The organism is Gluconobacter sp., from assembly GCF_047722525.1.
GTDB lineage: Bacteria > Pseudomonadota > Alphaproteobacteria > Acetobacterales > Acetobacteraceae > Gluconobacter.
In genome coordinates, this window is the sequence record NZ_JBDNYY010000037.1 from 1 (window position 1) to 13,024 (window position 13,024).

General features: G+C 54.8%; 7 protein-coding genes and 1 pseudogene. 1 reads left to right on the forward strand and 7 read right to left on the reverse strand.

The genetic code is table 11. The features are described from left to right. Positions 1 to 861: 861 nt before the first annotated feature. Genes ABF859_RS14570 through ABF859_RS14600 form a run of 7 tightly spaced genes read right to left on the reverse strand, consistent with a single transcriptional unit; the run spans position 862 to position 12,609 of the window. Positions 862 to 1,323, reverse strand: a complete 462-nt coding sequence (locus ABF859_RS14570) for a nitrate reductase associated protein (RefSeq protein WP_082779982.1) — start codon at positions 1,321 to 1,323, stop codon at positions 862 to 864. A 28-nt stretch (positions 1,324 to 1,351) separates the two neighbouring features. Further along, positions 1,352 to 2,332, reverse strand: a complete 981-nt coding sequence (locus ABF859_RS14575; RefSeq protein WP_062105933.1) for a CmpA/NrtA family ABC transporter substrate-binding protein — start codon at positions 2,330 to 2,332, stop codon at positions 1,352 to 1,354. Next, positions 2,329 to 2,910, reverse strand: a complete 582-nt coding sequence (locus ABF859_RS14580; protein ID WP_062105936.1) for an ANTAR domain-containing response regulator — start codon at positions 2,908 to 2,910, stop codon at positions 2,329 to 2,331. Before ABF859_RS14580 ends, ABF859_RS14575 begins: the two co-directional genes overlap by 4 nt. Before the next feature lie 15 nt (positions 2,911 to 2,925). Then, positions 2,926 to 6,849, reverse strand: a complete 3,924-nt coding sequence (locus ABF859_RS14585; protein WP_415528391.1) for a molybdopterin-dependent oxidoreductase — start codon at positions 6,847 to 6,849, stop codon at positions 2,926 to 2,928. Positions 6,850 to 6,854: 5 nt separating this feature from the next. After that, positions 6,855 to 9,755 carry a nitrite reductase large subunit NirB gene (nirB, locus tag ABF859_RS14590; protein ID WP_062105930.1) on the reverse strand — a complete coding sequence of 967 codons (2,901 nt, stop codon included), beginning with the start codon at positions 9,753 to 9,755 and terminating at the stop codon, positions 6,855 to 6,857. Between the two features lie 26 nt (positions 9,756 to 9,781). Then, positions 9,782 to 11,428 carry an alginate export family protein gene (locus ABF859_RS14595; RefSeq protein ID WP_062105935.1) on the reverse strand — a complete coding sequence of 549 codons (1,647 nt, stop codon included), beginning with the start codon at positions 11,426 to 11,428 and terminating at the stop codon, positions 9,782 to 9,784. Further along, complete coding sequence (locus tag ABF859_RS14600) at positions 11,428 to 12,609, reverse strand: nitrate/nitrite transporter (protein ID WP_062493765.1); 1,182 nt, start codon at positions 12,607 to 12,609, stop codon at positions 11,428 to 11,430. The genes ABF859_RS14595 and ABF859_RS14600 overlap by 1 nt, the downstream gene beginning before the upstream one ends. 327 nt (positions 12,610 to 12,936) lie before the next feature. Here ABF859_RS14600 and ABF859_RS14605 point away from each other — a divergent pair. Beyond that, a pseudogene (locus tag ABF859_RS14605) lies at positions 12,937 to 13,024 on the forward strand (IS5/IS1182 family transposase); the annotation flags it as partial.

Below are 13,024 nucleotides of genomic sequence, written 5' to 3' on the forward strand. Positions count from 1 at the left end.
GAACGATGGAATCACACACAGGGCCTCATAACCAGAGAGTTTTTCGAACCCTCCATATGCGCCGCTTCCTCTTCCTGGAGCGGATCAGCGCGAATGCATAGCAATCCAGCGGGGGGCAGCACTCAATCTGCTCAAAACGCAGATCGAAAACGAACCCAAAAGTAGTCAATCAAATCGCCAAAAACCTGAAATCACCAGCTAAGCGTATCAATCAAGGGTTCTTCGATCCCTCCAGATCCTTGATGGATCCTGTTCTGTTGTTAGCAGGCAAAGCCATTGCGTTCCGAATACTGCTTTGGAGAGCTGTTGCGGCAAAACCGGTTCCCAGAAGTTTTAAAAAACCACGACGATCTTGAGACATGCTCTCTTCCCAATAAATTTTTCCAAATTTTAAAAGGTTTTTTGAGAATTAATGTGAATTTTTTAATTCATTTAAAAAATGAGATTATTTTCGTCGATAATCAGTATTAGAAATTAAATTATAAAATATTATCGCGTGATATTTATTATATCGGAATTCATGTTGCAAGAAATAATACTTGTTTATTAAGCATAGTTTTATATTCGAGTATCCTAAACGGAAGGGGGTTCCGATAATGTTTATACATTTATGAACTGTGTATTCGCTCGATGGGCGCGCGATCCATTTGTCCGCCTTCCGAAAGAAAGGTGGCGTGTGCAGCAGCGTGACGCATACCATGCGTTGCGCGATCCATGACAGTCTCGAATATCATGCCATCCGGATGGCCAAACATGCGCCTCGGCAACATCCCTAGTGTTTAGCCCAGAGAGCTTAAGCGCAAAAGCTGGACTTTAGAATCAGGAAATTCATTTTCGAAGCGACCCCAATATTAAACACTCTCAAAGAGTAAATTCTCTCAAAGCCGCAGGAAGATTGTGATTTTCGTGGCCGGATCGGCAGAGTTTTATAAGAGAAAATCGTTGTAATGGGGTTAAGGTCGCCCATTTTTGTGGCGACACAGGGGAAAGATTTTTTTCTAAAATCTGCTTCTGGAGGCACGTCGGTACAGAGTGTCCATCTTTCCACTCTGTAGGTTGCGGTGTAGCAAGAAAAACAGGTTCTTCGTTGGAGCGTGCTCGAATTAATTCTTTCAGAAATTGACGATAGTGCTGTTTATCGACATCTGACTCTGTCGAACGGTAACAGAGTTCGTAGCGATCTTTGTAATTGAAACGGCTCCACTGGCGAAGGCTCAGTTTTATTCCACACTCATCAAGTTTCATGCGCACGCTCATTGGAATACAGCGCAGTGTATCGGCAAAGTCGCGTTCGAAACCAAATATTTGCAGATCTGTGCTCATGGTTCTGTCTCTGAAAAATTAGGGTTGTTCAGGAAATAGGTGCGGGTGTGAGCCAGCCCAGTTCGTAAAGCCGCGTCATGTTGGCTGGAGTTAACCAACATTGTGCCTGCATGGCCTGAGTCATCCAGTTGATCGAAAAGTCGTCATCTAACGCCGAAAAATCGAATTGCATGGAGTTTGGTGTCTTGTGACCCGGCATGATTTGTGCGGTTGCTTCCGGGGGAAGGGCAAGGCCGCCGTTCGCAAGAGAGTTGGAAAGTTGACGAACGACTTCTGCAGAATTGTTGGGGTCCATACAAAAGTGTGTCGCTTCGCCGACGGCTCTCTTAAGAGCTTGTGACAACGCAGGTGAACTCTGGCTCCATCGTTGCGTCGTCACGAGAGTTTTCTCCAAATGACCGGGGCGGATGCTGATGGAACCAGTCACGATGAACCCAATGCCACGAATATCAGCTTCAGTTCCCCACGGTGGGCCGGCACAAAAGCCGTCGATTTCTTGGGAGCCCAAGGCATCAATCATGCGGTCAGGTGGCATGACGACGATTTCCACGTCGTGTTCCGGATCGGCGTGAATGCTTCTGAGAAAGTCTATCAAAATAAGGAAGTGAGTCGAGTACAGGTGCACAACAGCCAGCTTGGGACGACGTCTCAGGATTCTCTGCCAGATTTGAAAATTCCGCTGTCCTGTAGTGAAATCTCCCCCGAGGAATGAGGGGACTTTGGGTCCACGAAGAACAATCGTATTCCCGCCGCGACTGACAGGAATGCCCGGCCCGAGATTGATTTCTCGGCCACGGTGACCAAGCGCTGTCATAATCGCCAGAGGCGGAAAAATCAGAGCAGCGTCCAGTCCGTTCCAGACGAGACCATCTGCAACATTGGCCCAGGATGGCGATACGATAAGTTCTGCATCTAGCCCATGTCTCTCAAATATTCCTAGGTTACGAGCAATAATCAGAGGGGCGCTATCTGCCAGCCTCAGCAAGCCTATTCTGATGGCAGAACTCATGATGCATCATCCTTGGTCTGAACCCGGAGGTAATCGGCGGCAACATCCACCATTTTGCGGGCCTGCTGCATGGCTCGGCGTCTGAACCAACGATAGGCTTCAGCTTCGCCGCAGCGTTCGTTGCGCATGAAGGTTTTCTTCGCTGTATCGACCGTTTCCCGGTCTGAAAGGACCTGCCGAGCCGCTTTCAGTTCAGCCGTTGTTTCCTGAAAGCGGCGATATAGGGCAATTGCCGATCGAAGCAGGGGTTTGACGTTCCGAGGGGGCGTATCCATCACATTGTAGGAACAGACTCCCGCTGCAAAAGCATCTTCCATAAGAGCCTCATCGTCTTCGTCCACAAAGAGTGCAATGGGGCGTTCAAGACCGGAACAAGACAGCGCACGGACACTATCCAGCCCATCGCGATCAGCGCGACAGATATCCACGAGCACAATGTCAGGAACATGAGTTTTGACGGCTGCAATCAGGCTTTCATAACCCTCAAGCCGGATGACCTCCAGTGAAGGGTCAGCTTTCAAAATCTCTGAGAGGGCCCCAGCACGCTGGGAATTCTCGTCTGCGAGAAGAATTTTCATTGTCATGGGCCCGGCTCAGTACACGTCACGGACGTAGCGTCCATTTCGGGTGAGGGTACTGACATAGTCATCAGCCTGCTCCGAAGACATAATTCCATGACGTGCCACGATGCGCCGCAAGGCACTGTCCACATCCCGAGCCATACGGGCGGCATCTCCACAGACGTAGAAATAGGCGCCTTCCTGCAGCCAGTTCCAAAGTTCTTCCCCGTTTTCTTCCATCCGGTCCTGGACATAAATACGTTGGTCCTGATCACGGGAGAATGCCGTGTGCAGATGCGTCAGGCAGCCTTGCGCCATGAAGCCTTCGAGTTCCTCGCGATAGTAGAACCCGTTTTCTTCATGACGTTCTCCGAAGAAAAGCCAGTTTCGGCCGGGACTGTTACAGGCGGCACGCTCTTGAAGAAAGGCGCGGAAGGGGGCAATGCCTGTGCCCGGTCCAACCATGATGACAGGTTTGGCATCGTCTTCCGGTAGACGGAACTGGGATGTTGCCTGCAAAAAGACGGGAACCTCAGATCCTTCAGACAAACTGGCCAGCCAGTTTGAGCATAAGCCAGGGTAGGGTTCATTATTGATACCCACAGTAATGTGGACGCTGTCAGGGTAGGCTTTCAGAGATGATGCGATTGAATAGAGGCGCGGCTGCATCCGGCGGAAAAGGTTCGGGATCTCCTGCGCCTGCACGTCGAGTTTGGTGGCAGCCAGCAACTCGGGCAGGTAGCCGGCAGATTGTGCTCCCAATTTTTCCAGAAGCGCAGGAGATGGCCGGGAAAGATCAAAATGTCTGGTCAGGGCGTCTTTCAGAGACACGGTCCCATGGCCTCGAACGGAGACTGTCGTATCGGAAGACATCCCCAGAGCGTTCAGAACTGTTTCAACGGTTGAGCCAGCATTGCAGGGCCAGACCCCGAGAGCGTCCCCTGGGTCATAGTGCAGTCCAGTCCCTGAAAGATTCAGAACGATCTGCCGGGTTTCCTTGTCGCTATTACATCCCGTCAAGTAATGATTAAGGCTGACGCGTGCAATTACGGGGGTGGCCCGTGTGATGGCTGGTGCGTCCGGTAACGGAATGGCTGGTGTGAAAGCTGCTTTGGCACCCAAGGCAGACAGAAATCTGTGCTGCCAGGCCTCAACCGTTTCTTCATAATCGGGCTCGCAATCCTGCCGTTCCATAACCGGGATTGCACCAAGCGCCTTCAGGCGTTCATCAAGAGCCCGGCCGAAGCCACAGAAATTGGCGTATGAAGAGTCCCCCAGCGCCACCATGGCGTAACGAACATCTTCAAGCGATCCTTGGGTTTTGCGAAGCTCATCCCAGAAAGCGTTGGCACTATCAGGAGCATCTCCGTCGCCGAAGGTGGAGACGACGAAGAGGACCGTTCCGGAAAGATCGGCCGGTTTGCAGCTCTCTAGGCTCATCGCATCGACGTCATGCCCTCTTTCTTTCAGCCAGATTATGAGTTCTTGAGCCAAGCCTTCTGCCCGACCTGTTTGGGAGGCCCATCGAATAAGAAGCTTGGGGTGGGTGTTTGTCGGGCTTTCCGAAACAGCAATATCCTTCGTTACAGGACTGCGTGCATATAGGCCTGCTAAAAGGCCATTAATTCTGGCTTTCTGCTCTGTCGGTAAAGGAGCGCTCAGAGGGACAAAAGGAAGCTCGTTTTCCGGTGGAGCAAGCCTCAGGCCTTCCATAAAGCCCGTCAACCACTGACGGCTTTCGACAGACAGAGCCAGTGGCTCTGAAGCAACGAGGCCAAGATGCTGGGTCATGTGGTCAAGCGGCATAGTAGCAGCGTTCTCCTCTGCCGAAGCAGAAACAGGTTCGATGCGCGAGAGGGACACCGCGCAGTGTTTGATCCCGGGCTGAAGCGAGACGGGGTCCGTGAAATCGGCCGTGACAGCGTTGATTGTCAGATTTTCGCCGAAACGGTCGTTCCAGTGAAAGGGCGCGAAGCATGTTCCGGGCGCAACGCGATCGGTAGGGCGGGCGGGGAGGACTGCTGTGCCCCGGCGTGACCGAAGCTCGACAGGATCTTCCTTGCCGATGCCCAGTCGTTCGGCATCGGCCAGAGCGATTTCGACAAAAGGCCCGGGGTTAAGCTTGTTGAGTCCATCAACCCGCCCGGTTTTTGTGAGCGTGTGCCATTGGTGCTGGAGACGGCCCGTGTTGAGCAGGAAAGGAAAATCCTCATCTGGCTGCTCTTCGAAAGGGAGATAAGGCCGAGGATGAAAAATTGCTTTTCCGTCATCGGTGGCGAAGACCGGAGGTTTATTTGGGTCTGGCCGGTAGCGGATCGGGTGGCGGGGCAGGGTGCCCCCCGCCTGGTTCGGCCACTGGACAGGTCCGGATTTCAGGCGGCCATGACTGACCCCGGAAATATCGTACCCCGTTTTGGGGTTCGCGAAACGGCTGAGTTCCGCAAAGACTTCGGCAGCAGATGAGAAGGTGAAAGCCTCCTCAAAGCCCATTTCGCAGGCAACGCGGGCAATGATGTCCCAGTCTGCGACGGCTTCACCAGGCGGGGAGACAGCCTGCCGGGCCAGCGTCATGGTACGGTCTGAATTGACCAGCACGCCGTCTCCTTCGACCCATAACGCACCCGGCAGAAGAATATCCGCATAAGCGGCGGTTTCCGTGTCGGCGTAGGTATCCTGAACAATAACCAACTCTGCGGCTTCAAGGGCAGCCGTGACGTTGGCGCGCCGTGGCACGGTCACGACAGGGTTGGTGCAAATGATCCAGCACGCACGGATTTCTCCGCGGTTCATGGCTTCGAACATTGCTATCGCGCCATGGCCGCCCGCTTTGCGAATGGTTCCTGCGGGTAGCTTCCATTGCTGCTCTACAAAGGCACGGTCATCATCGACCAATGCCGAGCGCTGTCCGGGGAGGCCGGGTCCCATATAGCCCATTTCCCTGCCACCCATGGCGTTGGGCTGCCCGGTAAGGGAAAAAGGCCCAGCCCCCGGGCGACAGATGGCGCCCGTCGCGAGGTGAAGATTGCAAATTGCGTTGGTATTCCACGCTCCCGAAGTGCTCTGGTTCAGTCCCATGGTCCATAAAGTCAGCCATGCATCTGCTTCCGCAATCCATCTGGCGGTTGTTTCGATATCGTCCTTCGAAAGACCGGTAATCTCGGCAACGCTCTCGGGATGATAGTCCGCGAGAAAAGCGGGCATCTCGCTCCAGCCTTTTGTCGCACTGGCTATAAAGTCCGGATCTATCGCGTCATCGCGGACCAGAATGTGAAGTAGGCCGTTCAGCAGAGCCAGATCAGTGCCGGGACGGATCTGAAGGAACAGGTCGGCCTTGTCTGCCGTCGCAGCCCGCCGTGGATCAACGACGATGAGTTTTGCTCCCTGACGCTTACGGTCCATCAGACGCAGGAACAGGATCGGGTGACAGTCGGCCATATTGGCGCCAATCACGAAGAACAGGTCCGTGCAGTCAAAGTCCTCGTAGCTTCCGGGGGGGGCGTCTGCGCCCAGAGAGAGCTTGTAGCCGGCACCCGCCGCAGCCATGCACAGACGGGAGTTGGACTCGATATGCTGTGTTCTCAGGTATCCCTTGACGAGTTTGTTCGCGAGATACTGTGCTTCCAGAGACATCTGGCCGGAGACGTACAGGGAGATCGCATCCGGTCCATGTTCCTCCAGAATGTTCTTCAGGCGACGGGCCGTTTCCTTGATGGCAGCCTTCATTTTGGTGGGAACGGGCAGGGACGTTCTATCTGGCCGGATCTGGGCAATATCCAGCCGCGCAGACGACGATACTGGTTTGTCGCAGGAGCTTCCCTTGGTGCATAGGCGACCACCATTCGTCGGGTGCTCGGTATCTCCGCGCACCTTGACGATCTGATGGTTCTCAACCTCCAGCACGATGCCGCAACCGACACCGCAATAGGGGCAGACAGAACGGATCTCTTCCCGTGCCATGACTGTCAGGCAGAAAGACGTTCTGCGGCGGTTTCTATAACCTTGGCGCGGATTTCAACCTTGCCTTCCGCTGTCAGGCGCCCCTCCCAAGTGCGCAGGGATTTGCTGGGATCTTCAAGGCAGATCCCGCTTTCGAGATTGAAGTGCTGTTTGTAAAGCGGGGAGGCGACAACGAGCTGTCCCCGCAGATCCCCCATGATACCGCGCCCAATGATATTGGCCTTCGAGAACGGGTCATGGTTGTCTACGGCAAAAACACGGGCTGTCGTTGTTTCTGTTTCCGGCAGGTAAAACAGGGCAATCTGTGCACCTTCATACCAAGCAACCACCCCTGATTTTGGCACCAGATCACTAGTGTTGCAGAGGGCTGTCCACTCCACAGGGCCGGACTCTTCAGGAACGGCCGCCTGATTTGGGGCTGGCTTGACCTGGTCGCGCTCAGGAACAAGCTGAACGTTTGGATCGGGGCGGGTGTCATTGACGAAGGTGCGGAAACGTTTGAGCTTTTCACCGTCCGTGAGGGCATCTTTCCATTCACAGTGGTATGTTTCGACCACGTGTTGCATCTGACGCTCCAGCTCTTCGGCAATGCCAAGGCTGTCCTTGATAATGACGTCCTTGAGATAATCCAGACCGCCCTCCAGGCCTTCCCGCCAGACAGACGTGCGCTGGAGCTTGTCTGCGGTGCGAATGTAGAACATCAGAAACCGGTCGATGTATTTCACGAGCGTTTCTGAATTGAGATCGGTCGCGAACAGCTCTGCATGGCGAGGACGCATTCCGCCATTGCCACAGACATACAGGTTCCAGCCATTCTCCGTGGCGATGATGCCCACATCCTTGCTCTGTGCTTCGGCGCATTCACGGGTACAGCCGGATACGGCGAATTTAAGCTTGTGAGGAGAGCGCAGCCCCTTGTAGCGGTTCTCCAGATCCAACGCCTTACCGACGCTGTCCTGGACGCCATAACGGCACCAGGTGCTTCCAACACAGGATTTTACCGTCCGGGTAGACTTTCCGTAGGCATGCCCTGTCTCAAATCCAGCATCCAGAAGTTCTCCCCAGATTTCAGGAAGCTGATGCAGTTGGGCGCCAAACAGATCAACGCGCTGGCCACCGGTGATCTTGGTGTAAAGGCCATATTTTTTTGCGACCTGCCCGAGGACAATCAGTCTGTCCGGGGTAATTTCCCCACCAGCAATGCGGGGAACCACGGAATAAGTGCCGTTCTTTTGCATATTGGCCATGAACGTGTCGTTCGTGTCCTGCAAAGGAATATAGAGCGGATCGGTGATCGGCTTGTTCCACGCAGAGGCCAGGATCGAGCCAACGGTTGGCTTGCAGATATCGCAGCCAAGACCCCCGTTACCATGGCGGGCCATCAGCTCTTCAAAACTGCGGATCCCGTGGACACGGACAAGGGAATAGAGCTCCTGACGCGTATGGGAAAAATGCTCGCAGAGGCTGTGATCGACCTCAATGCCTCTGGCCGCAAGTTCCGTTTCGAACACGCTCTTGAGCAGTGCGGCGCAGCCACCGCAGCCTGTACTGGCTTTTGTGCCCTGTTTGAGCGCGGCAAGGTCAGCGCATCCCGCATCAATGGCGTTACAGATCGAGCCTTTCGTGACGTTGTGGCAGGAGCAGATCATGGCCGTATCGGGCAGGGCATCCGCACCCAGGAGTTCTGCCCCTTCACCACGCGGCAGGATCAGTACAGCAGGGTCAGCCGGTGGTTTGATGCCATTCTGAACATACTGGAAGATGGTGTCATAATAGGAGTTGTCTCCGACGAGGATCGCCCCGGTTACGCGCTGGCCATCCGCAGAGAGAACGAGGCGCCGATAGGAACCGTCTGCTTCTCCAATGAAGCGGTAGCTCGTCGCACCGGGCTCACGGCCATGCGCATCGCCGATCGAGCCGACATCCACGCCCTGAAGCTTGAGCTTGGTAGACATGTCCGCCCCCGTGAAGGCCGCATCTTCTCCGGCCAGCAGGGAGGCGACTGTGCGTGCCATGGTGTATCCCGGCCCGACCAGACCAAAGACCTGACCCTGCCAGAGGGCGCATTCGCCTATGGCAAAAATGCCCGGATCGGACGTCCTGCACTGATTGTCGATCACGATGCCACCACGCGCGCCCACCGCTAACCCGCAAGCTCTTCCAAGCTGATCTGTAGGGCGGATGCCTGCGGAAAAGACCACCATATCGGTTTCGAATGAAGGACTGTCTGCGAATATCAGGCGATGACGGTGCTGGTCTCCTGCAACGATTTCCTTTGTCGCATGTGACGTTCTCACATCGATACCCAGCGCCTCGATGCGGCTGCGGAGCGCGCGGCCACCGTCTTCATCGAGCTGGGCTGACATCAGATGTGCTCCAAGCTGAACAACACTGACCTCCAGCCCTAGAAGTTTCAGGGCATGAGCAGCTTCCAGACCCAGTAACCCTCCGCCGATGACAGTTCCGTGGCGAGCGCCCTGAGCCGCGGCACGGATGACGTCCAGATCTTCAAGCGTACGGTAGACCAGCCCCGCAGTTCCGGTATTGCCCGGGACTGACGGAACGAAAGGCGTAGAGCCTGTCGCCAGTATCAGGGTGCTGTAGGGCAGAAGACCATCTTCACTTTCCACGGTCCTGGCGTCACGGTCGATCCGCATGACTGGAACACCCAGATGCATGGTGATGCCGTGCGCCGAGTGAAAATCTTCCTCATGCAGACGCAGGGCCAGCGCATCCTGACCCGTCATGTATTCCGTAAGATGAACGCGGTCATAGGCATGGTGGCGTTCAGCACCAAAGACATGGATTTGATGCGTTTCATGCAGTCCGTGCATGACGAGCTGCTCGGCGCAGTAATGTCCAACCATCCCGTTGCCGATGATGATGATGTTTTCTTTCATGGTCATCCGTCCGTTCTGTGGGTCAGTCATGGTCAGAACTTGAATTCGAGGGTCTGCATGTAGAATGCGTCGCTCTTTGCGCCTGCTGCGTGCATGCTACGGGACGCGATGAAGCCCACGATGTCGTGCGTCCAGGTCCAGTGCGGAGCAAAATTCCAGGCAAGCTGCGTCTGGGGAGCAGCTCCGATAAAGCCGCCGGATAACCCATTGCGCCAGGAATAGATCTTGCCTGTGCCATAAACCGCATCCTGTGTGCTTTCCCGCCAGAAGAAAGGAACATGCAGCTTGAAGTGAAGGTTTTTCCGTAGGGCAAACGTTGCGAGCGGCCCTACACCAATCAGGTTCTGGGACGTCACGGACAACGTGACGTCATTATAATACGGCAGAGGAAAATAGGGGGAGGCAAATGTTCCGACTGCTCCATCTTTGCTCTTGTAGGAGCCGCCGGAGAACAGATCCGCCTGAAGGCCAGCGCTCGGTTTTGTCGGAAGATCGGGCCGGTTATACAGCAGGGGTGCATTGACGGCATAAGCCCGTGCGGCGCGGGTTGGCTGGCTTTGCTGTGCTGGCCGAAACTGGCCTCCCTGAAACACACCGCTCAGGCTCGTCGAGAAAGGGCCGACATTTCCCCACAAACGCATGCCGACATTGTCCCGGCGGCTGGAACCGGTCTCTGTACCCGTTGTGGTCGGGATAGACGCTGTAGTGCCACTGTAGAGATAGCCGATGTAAAAGACGTCTGCGAAAAGCTGGCTCTTCTTTCCCATGGCTCTAAATGCGGGAAGCGCCGTGGACGTCATGGCGCCATACATCCTGGCACTGTAGTTCGTGCCGTCCCCGAAAACAGCGTCAGGCAATTTGTTGGTCTGCATGAAATCAAACAGATCCACCCGAAAACGTTTCCAGATGGCATAGCCACGGAAACCATCCCAGGTTTGCTGGGCATTGGTCAGGTCTCTGGCAGACTGCATGAAGACTGGCGTATCAAGGAATACCTGACGGCCGCCAATAACACCTGCCTTGGCGCCCAGAATATTACCCCTTACTTCCAGAATGCCCTGCTGAAGATCCAGTCGCTCCCTTTGAACGCCTGTCTGATAACCATATGTATTGGAGCCTCCAGCAACGCCGTACAGAAACTCGGCATAGGCGCGGACATGCTCCCCCAGATGGAGATCCACGCCATACAGATTGCGAAGAAGAATACGGTTGGCATTGGTTTTGCCGGCCGTCCCCATCAAGGGCTGATTTTCATAGATGTAACGGAAGCGTTCCTCCGCATTCAGAGACAGCCAGATACTTCCGCTCTCATTGAGGCGAATGTACTTCAGGCGATTGAACCAGTCATTTCTGCGCTGTTCGGGCGGCATGTTGACAACATCGCTCCAGTCTTCCGCCCAACGAACCTGACCAAAGCCCGTCATTGACCCGAAACCGGAAGCGGCGCCGTTCCCCGCATTGAAAACGCCCCAGTCCGGGGAGTGGAGAGGCCGGCCCTGCTGAGAATGAACCGTCTGGCTGACCGCTTTTACTTTTGATGTTGCAGACGGGTGAATTTTGGTGCTGGGGTGAGGGGTATCGTCAGCTTTCAAAGAGCTGGAGAATGCCATTGCTCCCAAAGCGAGATCTGCCAGAACTGGCGTATAGGGATGAGGCGTAAAAATGGAGAGGCCAGCCATCATGCTTTCTCCATCCAACGACGATGACACAGAACAACGGAGATGCAGGCAATCAGGCAAATCCCGGCAAAGGCAAGAAATCCAGGCCCGTAGGAATTGACGATCTGCCGGGCTTCGCCGAGTGACAGGGCCAGATAAAACCCGCCAACACCGCCAGCCATCCCAACCAAACCGGTTAGAATGCCGACCTGACGCGGGAAACGAGTTGGCACAAGCTGGAAGACGGCTCCATTTCCCAGACCAAGCGTCAGCATCCCGAAGAAGAATGCCGGGAATGCGAGATAGATCGTCGGAAGCCCGAGAGAGATGATGCCAAAGCAGAACGCTGCGATTGCATACAGAACGATCAGAGCCTTTGTACCCCCAACGCGATCGGCAAAGGCTCCGCCAACAGGTCGCACAAAAGAGCCAACGAAAACGACAAACGCCGTGCATGCACCGGCAACTGCGGGTGAAAGGCTATATTGGTCATTGAAATAAATGGTCAGGAAAGACGCAAGACCAACGAACCCCCCGAAGGTCACGCTGTAAAAAAACATCAGTAACCAGCTATCGACTGATCCCAGAACGGATCCCCATGCGCGCAGGCCGGGGGATGGCGGTCGATTGGCAGGTTCCTTGGCAAGAACGAGAAAAAGCAGCAAAACGCAGATGAGCGGAAACGTTGCTAGCCCGATGACATTTCGCCATCCGACCAGAACCGCAAGTCCAGGCGCAAAAAGTGAGGCAAGGGCAGTTCCTGAGTTGCCTGCACCTGCAATGCCTAGAGCGGTACCCTGATAGTGTGGGGGGTACCAAACAGAGGCAAGGGGAAGGGCGATTGCGAAAGACGCGCCTGCAATGCCAAGAATACCCGCAAGCCCAAACATCTGGGCGTAGGTATGCGGCGCAAGGTACCAGATCAGGACAAGGCCTATAATGACCGTAAGCTGCGCCGCAATCGCAACATGACGAGGACCGAACACGTCCACGAGGCCGCCTGCCAGTACGCGAAACCCGGCCCCAGCCAGCACTGGGGTTGCGACAAGAAGACCTTTCTGCCCGGCATTCAGATGCAGGTCATGTGCGATAGCAATGCCGAGAGGCCCCAGCAGAACCCAGATCATGAATGAGACGTCGAAATACAGAAAAGCGGCCAGCAGGGTGGGTGCGTGCCCAGCTTTCAGGAAACCCCTGTCCACAATACATTTCCATACGACACATCAAAAAGGATGCATCATCGCCCTCTCGGGCCAGTGGACCGCCATTGATCCACCCCATGCGTCTCTGTCCTGACCGGACAAACCCGACTCTCCACCGGCACTGACGGAGCCTCGCTATATTGTGTGAGGAGACTATATTACGGAATGATCCTATTCCAGAATAAAAAGAAAATTTTGAAATTTATATAGTTTCGGAACGACTCTTGGTTTCGACATAGCTCGCTATGGCCTCTTTTCTCATGTTAGGCTCAGGGCCCATTGATTTGAGTGTGGAAATCTGATTCAGGCTCGGTGAGGAGACTGAAGATGAGCGATCTGTTTTGGCTGACGGATGAACAGATGGAGCGTCTGCGGCCGTTCTTTCCCAAGAGCCACGGCAAACCTCGCGTCGATG